The organism is Myxococcus eversor (genome assembly GCF_010894455.1).
Classification (GTDB): domain Bacteria; phylum Myxococcota; class Myxococcia; order Myxococcales; family Myxococcaceae; genus Myxococcus; species Myxococcus eversor.
Window position 1 is genome coordinate 301,134 of the sequence record NZ_JAAIXY010000009.1, and the last position, 21,067, is coordinate 322,200.

Sequence of the window (21,067 nt, forward strand, 5' to 3'; positions counted from 1 at the left end):
GCGCGGGGAAGGACCGCGCGAAGCCATCGTGCCTACTGCGCCTTGGCGGATGCACCCAGCCGCTTCAAGGCGAGCTGCGCGTCCTCATGGTTCGGCTGGAGCTTCAGCGCCGCCTCATACTCCTGCTTCGCCTCATCCAGCCGCTTCGACGCCTCCAGGAGCTGCCCCAGCGCGTTGTGCGGCTCGGCGAAGGTCGGGTCCACCTGAGAGGAGCCCCGGAAGGACTTCTCCGCGTCCTTCGCGTTGCCCTGCTGGTACAGCGCGTGCCCCAGATACAGCAACAACAGCGAGTTGCGAGGCTCCACCGCCAGCGCGTCGCTCAGCACCTTGCGAGCCTTCGCGCCGTCGCCACCACGCAGGTACAGGAAGCCCAGCTCGGCCCGCGCTTCAATCTGCGCCGGGTCCTTCGCCACCACTTCCTCCAGCTCCGTCACCGCCAGGTCCGGACGACCGCGCCGCGAGTGGACGATGCCCAGCCGCGCCAGCGCCGCCGTGTCCGCCTCCTCGCCCTCCTTGGGCCGCAGGTACGTCTCCGCGCCCGGATAGTCCCCCATGGCCATCAGCAGGTCCGCCAGCGCCAGCTTCGCCACGCGGTGGTTCGGGTCCTCTTTCAGGATCTCCAGGTACAAGGGCTGCGCCTTCGCCGACACCCGCTTCTTCGCGTAGGTGTCCGCCAGCGCCAGCCGGTTCTCCACCGTGGGCGCCAGCGCGATGCATTCCTCGTACTGCGCAATCGCGCCGTCCAGGTCACCCTTGGCCTTCAACGCCTCGGCGTAGCCCGACTTCGCGGCGGCATCCTTGGGGAACGCCTCCACCGCCGTCTTCAGCGTGGCCACGGCCTCCTCGGCCTTGCCCAGCGACAGGTACGCGCGCGCGAGGCCCTGATAGGCCTCCGTCGTCCGCTTCCCGTCGTCGGTGCTCTTCTCGATGGCCTTCTTGAACGCCTCCACCGCCTGCTTCTTCTTGCCCTGCTCCAGGTACAGGTGGCCCAGTTGCGTGTACGGCCCGCTGGACCGACGCGGCTCCAGCACCAGCGCCTTCTCGAAGGACTTGGTGGCGCGCACGTTGTCGCCCAACTGGTAGTACGCGAGCCCCAGATTGAAGTGGGCCTCCGCGTACTTCGAGTCCGCCGCGATGGCCTTGAGGAACGCCTCGGTCGCCTTGCGCGGGTCGCCCTTCTCGTTCAGCGCCACGCCCAGGTTGTTCTGCGCGCGCGCGTGCTTCGGGTCCGCGGCGATGGCGCGCTGGTACTCGGCGATGGCGCCGTCGAAGTCGTTCTCACGCAGCAGCAGGACGCCCAGGTTGTAGTGCGCCTCCGCGTCGCCCAGCTTCTCCCTCGTTGCCTCGCGCAGCGTCTCCTTGGCCTCGCCGTTGAGCCCCTTCTCCGCCAGCGCCTTGCCCAGGTTCACCCGGGCGACGTTCAGCTTGGAGTCCATCTTCAGCGCTTCACGGTACGCCTCGATGGCGTCGTCCGTGCGGTTGGCGCGCTGGAGCGCCTCGCCCAGGTTGAAGCGCAGCTCCGCGTCCTTCGGCGAAAGCTCCACCGCCATCGAGTACTGGCTGATGGCCACGTCATTCTCGTCCAGCACGCGGGCCAGCAGGCCCCGCTCCGAGCGCAGCGACGCGTCCTCGGGGAACGCCGCGATGGCCTGGTCCAACAGCGTGCGCGCCGCCTCCGCGTCACCCGCCAGCCGCAGCGCCCGACCCAGCGCGAGCCTCGGCGGAATCAGGTCCGGCTCCACCTCCACCAGCTTCTTCAGCGGCTCCACGGCCTTCTTCGGCTTGTTCAGCGCGAGGAAGGCCGTGCCCAGGCGATAGAGCGCATCCGCGTCGTCCGGGGACGCGCGCAGCCGGGCACTCTCCACCGCGGCGGTGCGCTCGAGCGCGGCCGCGTCCGGCGGAGGCGCCTGGGCGGTGAGCAACTGGAGGACTAGGACGCCGGCTTTCGTCATCACAGGTTCTCCACGTAGGGACTGGCACGCGCGTCGAACGTCTTCTTGGCGAGGGCCGTCTTCTTGGCCTCCCAAGCCTCTCGCGTCGTCTTCTCTTCCTTCTGTTCCTCGGAGAGGTCGGCGAGCTCCTCCTTCACCTCCGCCTCACACTCGGCCACCTGCTCCTCGAACTCCTTCGGGTCCAGCTTCTCGCTGCCTTCGACCTTCGCCTTGCGCGCGGCCGTCAGCTTGGCGAACTCGAACCTGGCGAAGGCGCAGTTGCGCGACAGCTCCGACACGTCACGCAGGCCCACCGACAGCCGCTGCTTGGCGCGCAGGTACTCCACGCGGGCCTCGGACTCCTCGATGGCCAGCTTCGCCACCTCGCGGGAGACCTCGTCCGTCGCGCGGTCCACCTCGTCCTCCGCCGCCTCCTGGCGGGAGCGGGCGCGGCGGATGTTGTCGCGGGCACGGTCAATCTCGTTGTTGTTCTCGTCCACCTTGTCGACGGCGAGCGCCAGCTCGTTCTCCGCCTCCAGCAGCTCGATGCGGACTTCGAACGGGAGCTTCTTCACCAGCGAGCCGGGCACCTTCATGCCGTAGCTGGGGCCACACGCGGCCAGGAAGAGCGGAAGGGTGAGCAGGACGATGTGCTTCATGGAACGGTCGCCTCGAAGCTGCCGAAGATGGTGCGGCCGGAATAGATGTCGATGCCGTTGATGAAGGTGACGTGGAAGTCACCCGTGACGCGCTGGCCCTGCCCGGTGGGGATGCGGTCCACCACCAGCGTGCCGCGCTCCAACTGCGGGAAGGCACGCACGGGCTCATCCAGCACGCTGCGGCCGATGACGCCGCGCTGCGCGCCACCTTCCAGGGCCTCGGCCAGGTTGATGGTGAGCCCGCCGGTGTAGCCCTCGGGAATCATGTCCCCCACGCGCGCGCTGACCTTCAGCACGGTGTTCACCCCGGAGCCCTGGGGCGTGACGAAGTTGACGGACAGCTCTCCCTCGGCCAGCACCGCCTCCGCGCGCTTGTACTTGAGGTCCAACAACGGCGACACGCTGCCTTCCAGCGCGCCGCCCTCGTCGCTACACGCGCACAGCCCGGCCACCAGCGCCAGGCTCGCCAGGGCCCTCAGGCCGTGCGCGCGTGTCGGGTGAAGACGCGCGCTCACTTGCACGCCTTCCAGCCCGCGGTGTCCACGTCCGCTCCATTGAGCGAGCCCACGTCCTTGAGGACGGCCAGGTCCCGCCGCGCCCCGTCCACGTCGCCGAAGCGGCAGCGCAGCGCGGCCAGGTTGAGGCGCGCCTTGTCGTAGGTGGGGTCGGAGTCCATCGCCTTGGCGTACGCGGCGCGCGCGCCCATGGCGTCACCCATGTTGAGCAGCGCCCAGCCCAGCGCCGAGTGCGCCGAGGCCTTGGTGTCCTGAAGCTCCGTCACGCGGCCGAACGTCAACTGCGCCACGCCGAACTGACGGGCCTCCAGGTACGCCATGCCCAGCGCTTCCAGCGACTCCACGCTGAGCGTGCGCTCGGCCTTCTTGCGCAGGTCATCCAACACGGCCAGCTGCGTGGGCGCGCCCGGCTGGGGCACCGGCAGCGCGGCCTGCTCGGACCGCGAGCGGCAGCCCACCACCGCGGCGCTGAAGACATCCAGCGACTCCGCGCGGGACAGACACGCCTTGAACGCCTCCTCCGAGCGCGACTTCAGCGGACCGACCTGCTCCTTCACCGCCGCCTGGAACTGCTGCGACTCCGACGCGGACAGGCCCGCCGGCACCGGCGTGGACTCCACGACGTCCGCGATGTGTCCGTACGCCAGCGCCAGCCGCCACAGCGAGGCCACCGCCCACTCGGGATAACCCAGCGACGCGGCCTGCGTGTAGATGCCCTCCAGGCTCTGGAGCGCGGCGACCTTCTCCTCCACCTTGTCCGCCGGCAGGTCCTTGTAGCCGCGGTAGAGAATCTCGCCCAGGTACCACAGGCCCTTGGCCGCCTCCTCCGTCTGGCCGTCGGGGCCCTGCACCGCAGTGGTGAGCGTGGCCACCAGCGCGTCCGCGGACGTCGTGGGCGCGGTGACTGCCTGGACCTCCGCCAGCACCGCCGCCGCTCCCGCGCTGCGCGGGTTCAGCTTCAGCGCGGAGTCCGCCGCCAGCTTCGCGCGCGGGTAGTCCTTCGCCTTCAGCCGCGCCTCGGCCAAGAGCACCAGCACCTCCGACTTGCGAGCGCCGGAGACCTCCGCCGCCGTCTCGAGATTCCGGGCCGCTTCCTTGTACTCACCCAGCGCCATGCGCAGCCGCGCGCCGGCAAGCCAGCCATCCACGCCGGCGATGTCCGCGCCCAGCTTCTGGCCCACCTGCTCGAACCACGTGGCCGCCTCGCCGAACGCCGCCGCTTCCGCCGCGTGCCGGCCGAGCGTCAGCAGCACATCCGACATGTACTGGCTCTTGGGGTAGTCCTGCGACAGCTTGGTGCCCAGCTCGCGCTCGGCCTGCAAGTCGCGCTTCTCGCGCGCCGCCGTGAAGGCGCCGTACAGGGCCTTCTCGCCGATGTCGCTGTTCTTGTTCTCGTCGGCCACCTTCACGAGGCCCTGGATGACGTCGCCCGTCTCCTGGGCGCTCTGCAGCGCCAGCTCGTCCAGCGCCTCGGCGCGGCTCTGGGTGAGGATCTTCTGCACCTCCGCGCGGAAGTTGCCGGGCAGCGGCGAGGTGAGGAACTTCTTGCCCGTCTCGTCCAGGCCCTTGAAGTCGTTGACCTGCCGCAAGCTGTCCAGCGCCAGGTTGCCGGCGACGGTGGCTTCCTTGTGCTGCGGATGGGTGAGGGCGAAGGCGGTGAACAGCTCCGCCGCCTTGGGGTAGTCGCCGTCCTCGTAGAAGGCGCGGGCGATGTTGAACTTCACGTCCAGGACGTTGGGGCTCTTGGGGTAGCGCGACACGTACTCCGCGCCGAGCAGCTTCATCGCCTGACGCGCGTCCGCGACTTCATACGCGTTGCGCTTGAGCGCCTCCTCCGGCTTGAGCGTGGAGAAGTGCGCGAGCAGCGCGGCGTAGAGGGCCTCTTCCTCGCCCTTGACGTCCTTCGCCTTCGCCTCGTAGCGGGCCAGCTCCTCGAACTGACGCGCGGCGCGCGTGTAGTCCTTGGCGGAGAAGAGCGCCTCCGCGCGGTTCTTCATCATCGGCCGCACGTACTGGTCGGGACGGAAGAGGCTCAGGTACGCCTCGTACGCCTCGGCGGTGCTCAGGTAGAGCTCCTTCTCCTCCTTCTTCTGCGCCGCCAGGTGGAGCAGGGTGGCCAGGTCGCGCCCCATCTCCTCCAGCTCCACGAGCTGCTTCTTGCGGTCCACCTCCGCCAGCTCCGGGTCCGTCTTGGACTGCACCGCCGCGCGGACCAGGATGCGCAGGTCCTCGGGCTCCGGCAGCACCTTGCCCTTGGACGCCTTGATGGCGTCGTAGAGCTTCTGGCCTCGCTCCAAATCCAGCTCGGGGTCGTGCTGGATCTCCATCAGCTTGCGCAGCGCGGGGATGGCCCACTCGTACTGCTGCTTGATGAAGTAGCGGTTGCCCAGCTTGTCGAGCGCCAGCGCGTAGGTGGCGCGGCTCTCGCTGAGCTTCTCGAAGTAGTTGAGCGCGCCCTTGGGGGGCTTCGCCTCCGTGTAGCTGTAGACGAGGTCGAGCAGCGCCTCGCGCTTCACGTTGAGCGCCTTCTTCACGTCCATGCCCGGCAGCGGGGCGCTGGCGGCCGCGGCCTCGAAGAAGGTCACCGCCTCCGCGTGCTTGGCCTGGTTGACGCGAATCCAGCCCATCTTGTAGCGGGCCAGGTCGTGCACCGGGGAGGGCGGGGCCTCGAGAATCGCCTGGTAGTGGCGCTCGGCTTCGACGAGGTCGGCCTTGTCGAAGAAGTGGTCTCCGAGAATCTGCTCCGACTCCAGCCGCAGCGGGCTGTTGGGGAACTTGCGCGTCAGGTCGCCGAGCGTCTTGAGCATCTCGTCGAACTGACCGAGCTCGCGCTGCTCGTGCGCCAGGTAGAACGTCACCTGGTCCCCGTCCTTGAAGTCCGGGTACTCGCGCAGCAGCCGGTAGTACATCTGCACGGCCTTCTGCTTCATCAGCCGCGTCTCGGGGGAGACGATGGCGCCCGAGGCTCCCTCTGGCCGCGACTCGGCCTGGAGGTAGTACACGTAGCGGCTCTTCTCCACGTACAGCTCGGCCAGCCGGAACTGGAGGTCCGGGAGGTACGGCGCGTTGCGGCTCTTGGAGATGAGCTTCTCCGTCTCGCCGATGGCGCGGTCCACCTTGAAGATGTCGCGCTTGAGCTTGGCGATGAACTCGTCGCGCTCCTTCGCCTTGGAGACAATCGGGTTGAGGCCAGGGCCCTCGCGGCCCGCGCCTCCGGGGGACGCCGCCAGCAGGGCAGCGGTAATCAGGCCGGTCAGGTGGCCGGTCATGGGGTCTCCTCGATGCAGCGGCTCTCGATGCTGACCCGGTACGACTTGAGCTCGTCGTTCCAGTATTCGCCGTCGAAGCGGAAGGCGACGCTGTCGGGCGTCAGGAGCTGCTCATCCTCGGGCGCCACGAGTTTCGCGCCCTTCTTCACGCGCTCGTACAGCTTCAATCCCACTTCGTATTCCATCAGTCGAACCTGCTCCGCGGCGCGCAGGAGCGTGTCCGCCTCCTGGCGCACGGCCTCCGCCAGTCGCGCGTCGTACACGCGCACGGCCTCGGCGCGGGACAAGTCGTACAGCTTCGTCAGGTGCGTGAAGAGCCGGTCGCCGAAGCTGCCGGCGTAGCGGCCCAGGCGCTCGCCCTCCAGGTCCAGCGTCTCCACGAAGCGCGAGGCGCGCTGGGTGCCACCGTGCGAGTTGGCCGCGCGGCGCAGGCGGATGTCCTGGGTGAGGTCGTCGCGGTTGTGCACCGCCTCCAGCGAGTCCGCGAACCTGCGCGTCAGCTCCTTCGCGGCGCGCTTGGCGGGCAGGTAGTGGCAGAGGTCGCGGTAGATGAGGGCGCGCAGCAGGTACTTGTCCGGCAGGAACTCGTCGCGGAACGACGGCGCGTCCAGGGTGGTGAGGATGCCCAGCGACGCGCGCAGCTCACCCAGCTTGTAGCGGGTCCACGCTTCTTCCAGGTAGAGGCTGGCGCGGCCCGGGTCCAGCTCCGGCAGCTTCACCAGGTTGTACGCCTCCAGCGCGCCCGGGTAGTCCAGGCGCTCGTAGCGCAGTCGGGCCACCGCGAGCGCCGCCTCGTTGCGCGCCTCGCGGGTGAGCTTCTCGTCCTTGGACAGGCCCAGGAAGTCGGCGATGAGCTCCTCGGAGGGCTCCTTCACCTGCTTGAGCCGGGTGACGAGCAGCGCGAACTTCGCGCGGCTGGCCTCGGCGCTCGTCTCCGACAGCTTGGCGAAGTGCGTGTTGGCCCAGCGCTCGTTGCCCACGCGCAGGTCCACGAGGCCCTGCTGGTAGTGCGCGTACGCGCCCGTGTCCTCGGGGAGGAAGCCCAGGTCCAACGCGCCGAAGACCTGCTCGTCGATCATCACGTCGTCGTGCGGCCGGTCCGTCAGCTCCTTCAGCGTGTCGAGCGCGCGAGGGATGACGTTCGGGTTGGAGCGCTCACGGGCGATGCGCGCCAGGTACGACGCACCCGCGTGTGTCAGCCCCAGGTCGATGAGGCTCCGGGCGAGGAAGTACTGCGCCCAGGCGTAGTTGTCGTCCGTCTTGGGCGCGGCCTGGAGCCAGGCGTAGAGGGGCCCGGCGGCGGCGCGCGGCTTGCCGTCGAAGTAGTCCTTCAACGCCTGGTCGAAGACGCCCGGGTCCACCTTCTGCGGGACGGGCGGCGGCGCCTCGGCGGCGGCCTGCGGCTTCTTGTCGGTGGCGGGAGCCGTCGCGGCGGGCGTGCCCTCGGTGCCGGTTGCCGGCGCACCGGCCTCGGCGCCGGGCGTGGCCGGTGTGCCCTGCGTGGGCTTCGCGCCGGACGCGGCGGGCGCACCTTGCGCGGGCTTCGCGCCGGGCGCGGCGGCGGGCGTACCCGGAGCGGGCTTGGACGCGGCGGCGGGCGTGGCCTTCGCGCCAGAGGGCGGCGGTGGCATGGGCAGCGAGCCACCGCCAGACTGGGCGGGGGCCCTCGCTGGAGACACGACGAGCGCGGCGCTGGCGAGCGCGGCGATGAGTGAGCGAGAGGTCATTCCGTGGCGCCGAAGTTGAACGCGGTACCGAGCTGGACCACGGGGACGTTGATGATGCGCGAGGCCCCCGCGAACACGACGTTGTTCGTCACGTCGAGGCGGAAGGACAGCGTCTTGCCGGAGAACATGCGCACGCCCAGGCCCAGGTTGATGGCGGGGCGGAAGCCGTCCTGGCGATCAATCTTCACCACCGTGCCGCCGCCGATCAGGAACGCCTCGAAGTGCAGCACGGAGCTGTTGAGCACCGCCGTCTTGCCGTAGAGCGGGCTCCACACGAGGTCCGAGCCCACCATCCACTGCACCTGGTCCTCGAACGCGGAGGCGGTGGGGGCCACGTCGAAGTCGCGCTCCAACTGACGGCGCAGCGACGTCTGGATGTTGTAGCTGTAGGTGCCCCGGCCCACCTGCCACGCGAAGGTGTCGCTGAAGTGGTACGTGTACGAGACGCTTCCGGTGAGGCCCTTGTAGAAGGCGTCGGCCGGCAGCACGCCGACCCCGAGGTACAGCTCGTGATTCATCCGGTACTGCCGCTCCTGGATGGCGGAGACGGCGCCGGGATTCTCGAGCGCCTCGGCCTGTGCGCGGGCAAGGCCGGGCGCCAGGAACAAGAGGATGAGCAGGGCGTATCGCACGGTGGGGGCTTCCTGGCGGATGAGCGGAACGAAACGCGGGAGGGGAGAGCCCGCGTCAGTAGCCGACGGAGTTGAAGAGGAACGGGTAGGTGATGATGACCACGCCGCCCTTGGGAGCGGGGAAGGTCCAGGACTTCAGATTGGTGAGGATGCACGCCTCGACGGAGGCATTGCGCAGCGTGGAGGACTTCGTCTTCGCCGCGGCCACGCGGCCGTTGGCGCCGATGGTCCACTCCAGCACCACCTTGCCGGCGAGGCCCGGGTCCTTGAGCAGCGCGCGCTCGTAGCAGCCGTGCACTTCGTTCAGGTGGCTGTTGATGACGCGGGCCACGGCCTCGCGGTCCACGGTGCCCTGGGTGGAGGCGATGCTGCGCGCGGTGGCGCGCGTGACGGTGCCGCCGACCTTCCCCTTGCCCACCGAGCCCACGCCCAGCGCGCCGATGCCGCCGCCGCCCTTGCCGCGCAACAGCTCCGCGCCCAGCGTCGCGCCGCCGCCCTTGCCGCCGCCGCCCAGGCCGAACGTGCCCAGGCCCGCGTTGGCGATGGGCGCCTTCCCGATGAGGCCCGACAGCTTGTAGTTGGAGTTCTTCACGTTCTTGCTGCCCGGGCCGCTGCCCAGCTTGTCCACGGCGGCGAGCAGGTCATTCGTGGCGGGCCCCGCGGCGGACAGCTTGGCCAGCGCCTTGAGCGCCTTGTTCTCCGCGGCCACGGGCTTGGCGGGCTGCTGCTGCTGCACGGGCGCGGCCTTCTCCACCGGCTTGGGAGGCGCCTTCTCGGCGATCTTCTCCTTGGGCGGCGCCTTCTTCTTGATGGCCTCCAGCTTCTGCTTCGCCTCTTCCTTCTTCTTCGGCTCGGGGGCGATGAGGCGCAGCGCGACGGGCGGCAGGTTCTTCTGCGTGAAGTCCGCCGTCTCCGGCGTCGCGGGCTTGAGCACGATGAACGCGGCCATGACCGCCGCGAAGAGGACGAAGGTCGACAGCGCCAGCCAGGGCAGGCCCTTGAGCGGGTTGATGAACACGCGCGCGGGGATGGGCGCGGCGTAGGCCACCAGCGACATCTGGCCCTGCGTCAGCCGGGCGCCCACGCCCTCGCGCAGGGTGATGAAGCGGCGACTGCCATCGGACTCCAGCGCGGCGCCGGTGACGGGCGTGAAGCGGCCGTCGGTGCCGCTCTTCTCCACCTCGGTGCCCGGAGGCACGAAGAGGCGGAAGGCGCCGTTGGCCGACTCGGCCAGCGTGAAGGGGCCGGTGCTCTCCGGCAGCGTGAAGCCCCACAGCGGCATCGCCTCCGGGAGGTCCAGCGAGGCCTTCACCGGCAGCTTCTTGTCCGGCTTGAAGCGGCGCGCGTCGCGGCGGACGGTGCCCCAGTACAGCTCCAGGTAGAGCTGGGGGGCGCCCTTGCCCGGGTCCAGGCGGGGCGCGTGCGTGGGCCGCGACACCGTGGCGCGAGCCTCCTGGAGCAGCGGCCCCTGCGGCTCGGGCAGCGCGTCCAACGCGACGTCCGCGAGCAGGTCATCCGCCAGCAGCATGCCGGTGTTGACGGCCTGCGGCGGCTCCTGCGTCACCCGGCGGCGCACGGACGGCACGGTGCCGGCGGGCACGGGCTGGGGGGCCTGCATCGGCACGGGCTGGGGCGCGGCGGCCACGTGGGCCTGGGCGTTGATGGAGGCCTGCGGCGCGTGGGTGACGGGCGCCGGCAGGGGCACCATCGCGGGCGCGGCGGACTGCTGCGGGAAGCTGGCCTGCGTCGCCGCGTGCGCGGGGTGATGCTGCGGCGACGGCACGGCGCGAATCGCGGGCACGGTGGTGGCCAGCGGCTGCGCGGGCGAAGCGTTGGGGCGCAACTGGCGCACGGGCGCGCCCTGCTGCTGCGCGGGGGCCATGGGCTGCGGCGGCGCGGGCTGCGGCGTGCCGAACAGCGCGGCCACTTCTGGCGGCGGCTGCGGCTTGGCCTCCTGCGGCTTCTGGGCGAGCACGCGCGTCTTCAGGACGAACGGGCCGCACAGCACCTCGTCCACCGAGCGGATCTCACACGCGGTGACGCGGTGGCCGTTGACGAACAGGCCCGTGGTGGTGCCCGCGTCCTGGATGGCCGCGCGGCCATTCTGGAAGTAGAGCAACGCGTGGCGCGGCTCCACGGCCGGGTCTTCCAGCCTCAGGTCCGAGGACGGGTCCGAACCGAGCGCATACGTGCCGGGGACGAAGACTTCCGTCCCAACGAGGAGTCCGTCGCGGAGGATGACGACTTGCAGGACGCTGGGCTGGCCGCTCAACGGTGACGCTCCCTTCAAGGGCTGGTGGGCGGTGCTGCCCTACTGGTCGTACACCGTGGCGAGCGTTTCGGCGCGGAAGCTGTCGCGCTCGCGGATCATCGACCGCGTCTTCAGCTCCTTGCGGTCATAGAGATAGACGGCGCCCGACTTGTTCGTCTGGCCCTGGATGAGCCGGTCGTCGAAGTCGATGCGGGACGGGCCGCGCTGCGGCGGCGCCGAGGAAGCGGTGGCGTCCGACTCGCCCGTCACCGGGTCCGTCACGGGCGCGCCCTTGGTTTCAATCTTGGGCGGAGTCTTGGAGCTGGCCTTCTTGCCAGCCTTCGCCTTCGCCGATTTCGCGGAACGGCCGCGGCCTTGGGCCCAGGCGTCGCTCGGGATGAACAGCGTACCGATGCCGAGGAGCTGGGCGACGGCCATGCAGAGGAGGAAGCGTCGCATCATCAACAGGTTAAGCGATGCGTGTATGGACCTGTCAACGCACACTCCAGGGCTGTTCGTGAGACGTGGGTCAACAGGTGTGGGGGGCACTCCACCCCATGTGGGGCGCGTTCTCCACGACAGCACTTGCTCGTTGCCGGCCGAACGGAAAGATGTCGTGCCGCTCCGTGTCTGAAGTCGGTGCCCAACCGGGCAAGCACCAGGAGAATCGTCGTGGCCTCGCGCCGGAGGTGGGAGGATGCTCCTCGCGAAAGGCACCGGGACACGATTGACGAGCGCGGCGCGAAGAGGGGCAGTGCTGGCGGTGGGCGTGGTGCTGTGGAGCGCCGCGGGGGTCGTGGGCTATCGCCTGAGCACGCGCGGCGAGCGGGCCTCCTCGCCGAACGCCGCTGCGTCGGCCTCCTCGGGAACCGCGCCCAGGCTGGAGGCGGTAGGGCCCCGGCTCACCAGCAATGAGACCTCGCAGCCCCTGTCCGTCCATGGCGCGCGGCTGGTAGCGGGATTGCGTCTGTCACTCGGTCCACCCCTGTCACGCGAGCTGCCGTTGACGGTGGTGGATTCGAGCCATGCCTTCACCCGGCTGCCCTCGGACGTGACGCTGCCGGAGGACATGCCCCAGGCGCTGGTGGAGGCCCGGCTGGTGTCGGGCGGGGGGGCTCCCGGCGAAGGGACTCTCCTCGAAGGGAGCGCCTGGCTCACCATCGTGAATGACCGTGCCTTCCCCGACCTGACGGGGATGGTGGCGTCGCCGGATGGGCGCACGCTGTTCATCGTCTCGCCGCCCACGGACACGGTGTACTCGCTGGATGTAGGCACGGGCCGCGTGGAGCGGCTCGCCGTGGGGGACGGGCCCTCCGCGCTGGCCACGTGGAAGGATGCTCGCGGCCAGTCCTTCCTGGGCGTCGTCCACCGCTACCAGCCGGAGCTGCGGGTGTTCGCGCTGGACTCCGCGAGCGAGCCGCGGGTGCTGCCCGCGCCCCTGGGCGCCTCCGGGCTGGAGGTGGACGGCGCGAAGGGCGTGGCCTTCGTCGCGGAGCAGGTGAGGGACACCGTGCGGGCCCTGTCGCTCGAGGACGGTCGCGAAAAGTGGGCCGTGCCGGTGGACCCCAATCCGCGCGCGCTCGCCCGGTGGAAGGACGTGCTCGCGGTGGGCAGCCTCCAGACGGGGCAGTTGGAGCTGCTGCGTCAGAAGGACGGCTCGCGCGTCTTCACGGTGGTGCCCGGGCCGGGCGTGGCCATCGTCGGAGGCAACACCGAGCGCTTCCGCGCCCAGGTGATGGGAGGCAAGGCGCCGCGCACGGTCATCGCGAGCGAGAAGCTGGGCCGCCTCTTCATGGCGAGCCTGGGCCCCAATGTCGGGCCCAACCCGCAGCGCATGGAGGTGAGCAACAACAGCGGCGTGGCCGTCATCGACCCGGCGCGTGGCGACTATGTGAGACACCGGGGCTTCGGCGCGGGCGTGACGGAGGGGCTGGCGCTCGACGAGGCCACCGGGCTGCTCTACGCGGCGGATGTAGGAATCGGCTGGGTGCGGGTGATTGACGCCCGGGCGCTCATCTCCGGCGACGACACGGTGGCGCGCGGCGCCGTCCTCCAGAAGATTTCGCTGATGCCTCCGGAAGGGACGCCGCGCATCCGCCCGGCGGAGGATTTCGCGACGAAGGGACGTGCGGGCGAGGAGCTGCACTCGGGGCCGCGCTCGCTGGTGCTCTCGCCCGACGGCGCCACCCTCTATGTCCTCAACCGCTTCACCCACGAGGTGGCGGTGGTGGACGTGCGCGACGCGGGCAGGAAACGGCCGCTGGCGGTGACGCGGCGGCTGCCAATCGTCGAGTCGCGCGCGCAGGCCAAGCGCCGGCTGGGACAGGTCCTCTATTACGCGGACCTGGGCCGCACGGGCATCACCTGCGATGGGTGTCACATCGAGGGGCACACCGGCGGCGTCTTCTATGAAAAGACGAAGCCCAACCGCATCTACCGCTCACCGACGGTGCTGGGCAGCCGCGACACGCCGCCCTTCTTCACGCCCGCCAGCCAGCACAGCCTGGCTGAGACGGCGAGCTTCGTGGGCGCGCGAAACCGCTTCCACAATCCGGACCCCTCTCCTTCAGAGGTGGAGGCGCTCACCCTCTATACGTCGCTGATGGCGACCCCACCCAACCCGTACCGGGGCGAGGACGGCGCGCCGCTGGAGACGGTGACGCTCCCGGATGGACACGTGGGGCGTCCGGCTCGCGGGCGCGCGCTGTTCGAGGGACGCGGCGGGTGCCTCGCGTGCCATCCCGCGCCGCTCTACACGCTGGACCAGGACCCCGCGACGCGAGGCCAGTACCTGGATGTGGGCACTCCCGTGGCGCTGCCGCTGCGCATCGAGCTCCAGGATTTGATGGTGGGCGCGGCGCCGCCTTCGCTGGTGGGCACGTGGGACATGTGGCCGTTGCTCACGAGCGCCACCGCGGGCTACGCGGTGAAGGATGGCCGGCTGGTGGTGGACACGCGCTTCCCCTTGAGGACCGTGCTGGATACGGCCGGACCCGCGCACGGTGATGCTCGCGCCTTCAGCGCGGAGGAGCGGGACGACGTGCTCGCCTTCCTGCTCACATTGTGAGCGCGCGCCGGAACTCCGCGCGTCCGGCTTTCCGTGGCGGGGCGAAATTACGGCCCGCGGTGTGTGCAAGCATCTGAAGAATTCGACGCGGACGCCGCTGTCACTTGCGTTGTCGTGGGGGGCTGCGGTCTACAATCCATCCGATGCGCCCCCTTCCGCGCTCCGCGTGGCCGCTGCTCCCCATCTTGCTCCTGTCCTGCTCCGACGCGGGCCTCTATGCCATCGACGGGCGTGGGGCCAACCGTGGTGACCGCGCCAACTTCTCCGGCACCGTCTGTGTCCCGCTCGCGGGCGGCGACGCGTTTCCCACCAAGGTCCTCTTCGCGCTGCAGGGCGGCGAGGGCGTGGAGACGGAAATCGTGGGCTACGCCACGGATGGCCTGTCCACGCTCTCCAGTCGCTTCTCCGGCCCGTTCGTGAAGTTCGGCCTCGTCGCCTACCACTCGGTGGCCACCGGAATCCTCGGCGGCTTCTCCGACGCGGCGGACTTCCAGGCCGCGCTGCCGCGCTTCGCCACCTATCAAGAGACGGGGCCCATCAGCGTCCGCTCCTCGCTGCGGCTGGCGAAGACGCTCCTGTCCGGCGACATGCAGACGGCGTGTCGCGGCGAGGTGGCCCGCACGCGCTACATGGTGGTCGTCGTGGTACGCAGCCAGGATACGAGCTGCTCCAACCCGGCCTTCAACATCGGCCTGGACGCGGCCTGCAACGCGCTGACGGACAAGATCGCCTGCAGCGAGTGCGAGCTCATCGCCGTCACCGGCGAAATCAAGGCGCTGGCCCAGCAGTACGGCGCGGGCGAGGTGGTGGTGCAGCCCATCTATGTCCGTGGCGCCGTGGCGGACCCCTCCACGCGCGCGCATGTCGCGGCCATCGCCCATGCCGGCGGCACCCAGGTCATCGAGACGGACGCGGTGGGGTTGTCCCCCACGCTCAGCGGGCTGAGGTACTCGGCGCGCACGAACACCCTCAAGCTCAAGCGCTTCCTCGCCTTCAACCGCAACGTGGTGGTGCGCGCCGGCCAGCTGCTCGTCGACAGCGACGGTGACGGCCTTCCCGACGTGGACGAGGACGCGCTCGGCACGGACCCGTTGCTGCTCGACACGGACCAGGACGGGCTGATGGATGGCATCGAGGTCCGGGTGGGGTTGGATCCACTCGTCCCCGACGTCATCAACGGCTGCAGCATCTCCCTGGACGAGGACGGCGACCGGCTCAACACCTGCGAGGAGCGCGTGCTGGGCACCAACCCCTGTATCGGCGACACCGACGGCGACACCATCCCGGACCTGGTGGAGGCGCTGTCCCAGTTGAACCCGCTGGTGCCGGAGGACCTGCTCGACTCGGACCGCGACGGGCTGACCAACATCGCGGAGATTGAGGCCCACGGCGATCCGCTCAGCGCCGACCTCGACTTCCACCGCGAGCGCGGCTACGGCTACGACCTGGTGGAGACGGACCCCACCATTGACGGCCGCACCTGCTACGCGACGCGCGTGGAGAACGTCTCCCTCGTCGCGACGCGCGAGCGGCCCCACCCGCTCATCCCGGGCGAGGTCATCCCCGCGGGTACCAACGAAATCTACCTCTACCTCCAGGCCGGCCGGGACAATGACCCGCGCGGCGCCGGCATCGGCTCGCTGCTCATCCAGCCCATCCAGTACGACAAGGACGAGGGACGCACCCCCTCCGGCATCCTTCCCCTCGACCCCGAGGCCTTCATCCTCGGAACGTGATCCACCCGTAAGTGGGGGGTCTGCCCCTCGCTTGGACTGGGGCGTTCCCCCCACACCCCCGGTCCTCACCCTGATGCGCCGTGCACAAATGCCTGAAACCACTGGAGTTCGCTTCGGGCAAAGGTGCGGATCGTCTCTTGCTAATGGCCCGGGGCTGAAAGGAGTCACCATGTCACTCGTTCGTCTTGCTCCCGCGCTGCTGCTCGGAGCTTTCCTGGTCGTGAACCCCAGCACCGCTCAGGCGCAGTCCAACGACAACCCGGACAACCCGGAATGCCTCGGCGATAGCTGCGGCCGCCCTCAGGAGGAGGGAGGAGGTTGTGGTTGTGGTTGCGGAGGCTCCGTGTGGGTGAACTACACGGATGACGGCGACACGCTGGCCTACACGGACGACGCGGACGGCGACGGCCGCGCGGACGACCGCGACAACTGCCCGTTCGCGTCCAACCGCGACCAGACGGACAGTGACGGCGACGGTGTCGGCAACGTCTGTGACAACTGCTCGGGGCTCTCCAACTTCCAGCAGCGCGACGCGGACGGCGACGGCGTGGGCGACGACTGCGACCCGGACCAGGACAACGACGGCGTGGCCAACGCGGCCGACAACTGCCCGCTGATTCCGAACCGGGACCAGTCCAACCTGGACAGCGACGCGCTCGGCGACGTGTGTGACCCCGACGACGACAACGACGGCGTGCCGGACGGCGCGGACAACTGCCCCCGTCTGGCCAACCCGGACCAGGTGATGCCGGCGGATGGCAGCCAGTGCCGCGTGGACGCGGACGGCGACAACATCTCCGACAACGGTGACAACTGCCCCGGCATCGCCAACCCGGACCAGTCCGACAAGGACAACGACGGCCTGGGCGACGCGTGCGACGCGGACATCGACGACGACAGCATCCTGAACGAGGCCGACAACTGCCGTGACGTGGCCAACCGCGACCAGGCGGACGACGACCGCGACGGCCTGGGCGATGCGTGCGACAGCCTCTACTGCCTCGTGGTGGACCCGACCCAGAAGGACAAGTGCCTGGACCCGAAGTCGCCCTTCACGGTCAGCGCCGGTGGCACCATGCGCCTGGAGAAGTCGGGCGACACGCTGCGTCCGCCGCTGTTCGCCAACCGCAACGGCGCGGCCATGGAGTACCGCTGGACGGTGACCAGGCGCCCCGACGGCTCCAACGCCGTGGTGGAGAATCCCCAGGGCGCGGTGACGCTCAGCCGCAACTGGCAGTACACCTACGTGGACGGCAGCGTCCCCAACTTCGTGCCGGACACCGAGGGCACGTACGAGCTGACCGTGGAGGCCCGCCTGGCCTTCGCCGACCGCGTCTTCCCGGACAGCCGCGTCGCCACCTCCACCCTCGTGCTGACGGTGGGCAAGGGTGATGACGAGGGTTCCAACTGCAGCTCCGTGCCCGCGGGCTTCAGCGCCACGGCCCTTGGCGCCGCGCTGCTGGGCGTGCTGATGCGCCGTCGTCGCCGCGAGCAGTAAATCCCGCTGTCTGTGTTGCCAGGAGGTCGTTCCCCTATGCGCCGCCTTCTTCGTTACCCGCTGTTCGCGGCGGGCCTCCTGGCCACGGGACTGTTGTCCTGTACCGACTCGATGCTCGAGCCTCGAACGGAACTGCAGAACCACGTCGATGACCGGGTGATGCTCCAGGGGCGCGTCTGCACGCGCCCGCCCAACCCCGCCGGCTTCCCCGTGAAGGTGGTGGTGGTGCTCGACGAGTCGGGCAGCATGTGCATCTCCGACCCGCCCGGCGCGCAGCTGGACAGCGGCTTCTGCCAGCAGGCCGCGGTCCAGGCCATCATCCCTCCCGGCGTCACCGAGCCCGCGCGCGTGCGCGCCCTCAAGCGCCTGGTCGCGCAGTTCCGGCAGGTCAACGCCGCGGGCGGCAACGTGCAGGTGTCCGTCGCCCCCTTCGAGACGAACGTCCGCAACGTCTGGCCCCCCGCCACGACGGGTGACCGCTTCGCCCGGCCGGACACCAACATCGACACCTATATCGACGGCCTGCAGAGCCAGCTGGGCAAGGGCACCGACTACCAGGGCGCCCTGTCGTACGCCTACAGCCTCATCGCCAGCGACATCAACGCCGTCTCGCTGTCCAACCCGGAAGTGCTGCCGCGCACCCGCTACGTCGTGGTCTTCCTCACCGACGGCACGCCGTATCCGCGCTGCTCCGCCACCGACAACCTCAGCGTCTACGCCAACCCGGACAACCCGGACCTGACGTGGGCGGACTCCATCGTGAGCTTCTGCAACGCGACGAACACGACGGACCAGATTGACGGCTTCGAGATTGGGACGGACCGCAACCAGAACTACCAGCTCTTCAGCTACGTGCGCCGGCTGATGGAGCTGAAGGACCAGTACAACGTGGGTGACGTGCGCATGCACACGGTGTTGCTCTTCAACCAGGAGGCCGTGCGCGCGTGTGGCCCCATCTGCCAGGAAATCTATGGCATCTACCCGGGCGTGCCGCAGGCCGAGTACCCGGCGGCGGCGAAGAAGATCGCCTCCTGGCTGCTGACGCGCTTCGCGGAGATGGGCAACGGCGTGTACCAGGAGTTCAACGACACCGCCGAAATCTCCAACCTGGGCCTGGGCGCGCTGGACTACTCGTCCTTCGCGTCGCGCAACGTGATGAAGACGCTGCTGGTGGAGCCGCTCAGCTCCGGACCGGGGCTGGACTCGCGGGTGGTGGACAGCGACGGCGACGGCGTGCCGGACGACATCGACAACTCCTTCACGCTGAAGACCAACCCGTTCAACGCCGACAGCGACCGGGATTGCCTGAGCGACGGCTTCGAGCATCGCCGCGAGGACCAGGGCTTCAAGCCGGCCAACGATTTGGACGCGCGCGGGTGCAACCCGGACTCTCCCTTGACGCCGCGTTGCACGTGCCGCGACACGGACGGAGATGGCCTGTCGCAGTTCGCGGAAGGGTACCTGCGCACGCGGGAGACCATCGTCGACAGTGATGGCGACGGCATCCCCGACAGCATCGAGGCGCGCTGGGGCCTCAACCCGCTGGAGCCCAGCGTGGCGGGCCTGGACACGGATGGTGACGGCCTGCCGGACGAGGTGGAGCTGCGCGCGGGCACGGACCCCACGCGGCGGGACAGGTCCTTCTTCGAGAAGAACGGCTTCCAGTATGAGACGCGCATCGCGGAGGTGCTGCCCAACGGCAGCATCTGCTACGACTACACCGTCACCAACCTCCAGATGGTGACGACGCCGGACCGCGTGGGGGCGAAGCAGGGCTTCAACCTCTTCAAGCTGTGGTTCGCGGAGGCGCCGGAGAGCGGCGTGGCCACCGACTACGGTGTGTGGCGCTCGGCCTGTGCCTGGTCCCAGTACGCGCCGCCGAGCATCCGCGTCCCGGTGGGCCCGGAGCTGACGCTGACGAACGACAACTTCATGGTGCCCACGGAGATGGGCAACCCCTGGGAGAACCAGGGTCGATGCGTGGGCTCGCCGCCCGCGGGCCAGCAGGGAGGATTCACCCCGTGAGTGTGGCTGGACGTGTCCTGGCGGGCCTGCTCGTCGCCCTCGTGCTGGTGGTGGCCTGCTCCGATTCGTATCTGTATGACCCGCGCCGGGACGTGGAAGTCCCCGTGGACCGGGCCATCTCGTTGCAGGGCCGCTTCTGCACCGTCGGCTCCAACGAGGTGGTGCGCCCCATCAAGCTCATCATCGCCATGGACGCCTCGCAGTCCATGCGCGTGAGCGACCCGGACGGCACGCGCGCCACCGCGCTGGTGGACCTCATCCAGAACCTGCCGAGAGACCCGGAGGTCTACCTGGCGGTGGTGCTCTTCGCCGGCAGCACCACGGCGTTCCTCACCCAGGCGCCGGGCAACCCGCCGGAGGATGGCTTCGTGCAGGTGTCCTCCATGGACGACGCCCGGCTGCGCCAGCTCACCGAGCAACTGCTCACCTTCCGCAACCCGGACAACTCCCCGAACCGGGACTCGACGGACTTCGTCAAGCCGCTGTCGGACATCTACTCGCTCATCAACACGGACATCGCGCGCAGCCGGCTGGAGCCGGGCGGGCAGCAGGCGCTGGCGCAGGCGCGCTACTCGCTCGTGTTCCTGTCGGACGGCCGTCCCACCACGGACCAGGACGACGAGCTGCTCCAGGGTGACGCGGTGGTGCGCATCCGGCAGCTCCGGGACCTGGTGGAGGACGTTCGCGTCAACACCGTGCACGTCTTCAACCCCACGCAGCCGGTGTCGTCGGTGTGTGACCTGTCCGGAGACGGCGGCTGCCCGCTGCTCATCATCAACCAGAACGCGGACCGGCTGGAGAAGATGGCCGCGCTGGGCGGTGGCAACTTCCGCGACTTCCGCAACAACGAGCCCATCAACTTCCTGGACTTCTCCTTCGGGCAGGTGCGGCGCACGTTCATCGTGAAGGAGGTCATCGCGACCAACTTCTCCGCGCCGCCGGGCAGCCCGCTGGACGAGGCGGACACGGACGGGGACGGCCTGTCTGATGCGCGCGAGGCCGAGGTGGGGACCAACCCCAACCTGATGGACACCGATGGTGACGGCTTCAGCGACGGCGTGGAGGTCTACTTCCGCGACCGCGGCGTGGACTTCGACCCGACGCAGGTGGCGGACCCGGACGGTGGCGGCCTGGACAAGGGCTGTCCTCCGCTCCTGCGCGCCTCGGACAGCGACTGTGACGGACTCCTGGACTGCGACGAGCAGTTCATCGGCACCAACGCGACGCTGGCGGACAGCGACCGCGACGGCGTGCCGGACGGAATCGAGTGGCGCGGCGGCACGCAGGGCGCGAGCAACGACCTGGACGAGGACCCGGACAACGACGGGCTGACCAGCCGCCAGGAGCTGCGCCTGCACACCCGCCCGCTGGAGGTGGACACCGCGAACCTCGCGGCGGAGGGCTACCGGTACGCCTTCGAGGCGGACGGCCCTCCGGATGAGCTGGGCCGGCAGTGCTACACGCTGCGCGTGGACAACGTGCTGCTGGCGCCCACCATCGCCGCCGCGGATGACGCGGGCATCGTCACGCGCGGCGCGGGCTTCAACAACGTGGCGTTGTCCGTGGCGATGGTGCCCGCGGACGACCCGACCGCGCGCACCCTGGTGCGCACCTTCCGCGTGGACACCGTGCGCTACCCGGTGGGCGGCATCAAGTCCCCCTCCGACGGCATCATCCGCGTAGCCCCCGAGGACTTCGTCGACGGCTGCCCCGGCCGCGCCGACGTCTCGCTTCCGACGCCGTGAGAATCGACGCTC

13 protein-coding genes are annotated in these 21,067 nt (G+C 69.7%); 5 read left to right on the forward strand and 8 right to left on the reverse strand.

The annotated features are described in order from the left end of the window. Window positions 1-32 precede the first annotated feature (32 nt). The 8 genes from G4D83_RS20525 to G4D83_RS20560 are packed head-to-tail and all read right to left on the reverse strand — an operon-like array spanning window position 33 to window position 11,446. Entirely contained in the window at window positions 33-1,952 is a 1,920-nt protein-coding gene (locus tag G4D83_RS20525; RefSeq protein WP_163866482.1) for a tetratricopeptide repeat protein, read from the reverse strand. Further along, window positions 1,952-2,590: a hypothetical protein gene (locus G4D83_RS20530; RefSeq protein WP_163866483.1), complete on the reverse strand. Its 639-nt coding sequence runs from the start codon at window positions 2,588-2,590 to the stop codon at window positions 1,952-1,954. The genes G4D83_RS20525 and G4D83_RS20530 overlap by 1 nt, the downstream gene beginning before the upstream one ends. Then, complete coding sequence (locus G4D83_RS20535; RefSeq protein ID WP_163866484.1) at window positions 2,587-3,105, reverse strand: hypothetical protein; 519 nt, start codon at window positions 3,103-3,105, stop codon at window positions 2,587-2,589. The genes G4D83_RS20530 and G4D83_RS20535 overlap by 4 nt, the downstream gene beginning before the upstream one ends. Continuing rightward, on the reverse strand, window positions 3,102-6,374 hold the full coding sequence (locus G4D83_RS20540) for a tetratricopeptide repeat protein (RefSeq protein ID WP_163866485.1): 3,273 nt from the start codon (window positions 6,372-6,374) through the stop codon (window positions 3,102-3,104). The genes G4D83_RS20535 and G4D83_RS20540 overlap by 4 nt, the downstream gene beginning before the upstream one ends. Then, window positions 6,371-8,101: a hypothetical protein gene (locus tag G4D83_RS20545; protein WP_163866486.1), complete on the reverse strand. Its 1,731-nt coding sequence runs from the start codon at window positions 8,099-8,101 to the stop codon at window positions 6,371-6,373. Before G4D83_RS20545 ends, G4D83_RS20540 begins: the two co-directional genes overlap by 4 nt. Continuing rightward, window positions 8,098-8,733, reverse strand: a complete 636-nt coding sequence (locus G4D83_RS20550) for an outer membrane beta-barrel domain-containing protein (RefSeq protein ID WP_163866487.1) — start codon at window positions 8,731-8,733, stop codon at window positions 8,098-8,100. Before G4D83_RS20550 ends, G4D83_RS20545 begins: the two co-directional genes overlap by 4 nt. 55 nt (window positions 8,734-8,788) lie before the next feature. Further along, window positions 8,789-11,005, reverse strand: coding sequence for an AgmX/PglI C-terminal domain-containing protein (locus G4D83_RS20555; protein ID WP_163866488.1), 2,217 nt, complete (start codon window positions 11,003-11,005; stop codon window positions 8,789-8,791). Between the two features lie 39 nt (window positions 11,006-11,044). Continuing rightward, the gene (locus tag G4D83_RS20560) at window positions 11,045-11,446 is read right to left on the reverse strand and encodes a hypothetical protein (RefSeq protein ID WP_240356447.1); all 402 of its coding nucleotides are present in this window, start codon (window positions 11,444-11,446) and stop codon (window positions 11,045-11,047) included. 235 nt (window positions 11,447-11,681) lie between these two features. On the opposite strand from G4D83_RS20560, the gene G4D83_RS20565 reads away from it, so the two are divergent. From G4D83_RS20565 to G4D83_RS20585, 5 genes are all read left to right on the forward strand, one after another. Further along, window positions 11,682-14,051, forward strand: coding sequence for an MtsA protein (locus G4D83_RS20565; protein ID WP_163866489.1), 2,370 nt, complete (start codon window positions 11,682-11,684; stop codon window positions 14,049-14,051). A 143-nt stretch (window positions 14,052-14,194) separates the two neighbouring features. Then, window positions 14,195-15,787: a calcium-binding protein gene (locus G4D83_RS20570; RefSeq protein WP_205522670.1), complete on the forward strand. Its 1,593-nt coding sequence runs from the start codon at window positions 14,195-14,197 to the stop codon at window positions 15,785-15,787. A gap of 169 nt (window positions 15,788-15,956) precedes the next feature. Then, the gene (gene mtsC / locus G4D83_RS20575; RefSeq protein WP_163866490.1) at window positions 15,957-17,285 is read left to right on the forward strand and encodes a cell-cell cohesion MYXO-CTERM protein MtsC; all 1,329 of its coding nucleotides are present in this window, start codon (window positions 15,957-15,959) and stop codon (window positions 17,283-17,285) included. A gap of 36 nt (window positions 17,286-17,321) precedes the next feature. Further along, window positions 17,322-19,310 carry a cell-cell cohesion protein MtsD gene (gene mtsD, locus G4D83_RS20580; protein WP_163866491.1) on the forward strand — a complete coding sequence of 663 codons (1,989 nt, stop codon included), beginning with the start codon at window positions 17,322-17,324 and terminating at the stop codon, window positions 19,308-19,310. Beyond that, window positions 19,262-21,055 (forward strand): vWA domain-containing protein, encoded by a 1,794-nt coding sequence (locus G4D83_RS20585; RefSeq protein WP_217911257.1) that lies wholly within the window; start codon window positions 19,262-19,264, stop codon window positions 21,053-21,055. Before mtsD ends, G4D83_RS20585 begins: the two co-directional genes overlap by 49 nt. Window positions 21,056-21,067: the final 12 nt, after the last annotated feature.

Coding starts and splice junctions, on each gene's coding strand:
- G4D83_RS20560 (WP_240356447.1), bottom strand. CDS start 11,446: ATGATGCGACGCTTCCTCCTCTGCATGGCCGTCGCCCAGCTCCTCGGC.
- G4D83_RS20530 (WP_163866483.1), bottom strand. CDS start 2,590: ATGAAGCACATCGTCCTGCTCACCCTTCCGCTCTTCCTGGCCGCGTGT.
- G4D83_RS20585 (WP_217911257.1), top strand. CDS start 19,262: ATGCGTGGGCTCGCCGCCCGCGGGCCAGCAGGGAGGATTCACCCCGTG.
- mtsC (WP_163866490.1), top strand. CDS start 15,957: ATGTCACTCGTTCGTCTTGCTCCCGCGCTGCTGCTCGGAGCTTTCCTG.
- G4D83_RS20565 (WP_163866489.1), top strand. CDS start 11,682: ATGCTCCTCGCGAAAGGCACCGGGACACGATTGACGAGCGCGGCGCGA.
- G4D83_RS20545 (WP_163866486.1), bottom strand. CDS start 8,101: ATGACCTCTCGCTCACTCATCGCCGCGCTCGCCAGCGCCGCGCTCGTC.
- G4D83_RS20525 (WP_163866482.1), bottom strand. CDS start 1,952: ATGACGAAAGCCGGCGTCCTAGTCCTCCAGTTGCTCACCGCCCAGGCG.
- G4D83_RS20570 (WP_205522670.1), top strand. CDS start 14,195: ATGCGCCCCCTTCCGCGCTCCGCGTGGCCGCTGCTCCCCATCTTGCTC.
- G4D83_RS20540 (WP_163866485.1), bottom strand. CDS start 6,374: ATGACCGGCCACCTGACCGGCCTGATTACCGCTGCCCTGCTGGCGGCG.
- mtsD (WP_163866491.1), top strand. CDS start 17,322: ATGCGCCGCCTTCTTCGTTACCCGCTGTTCGCGGCGGGCCTCCTGGCC.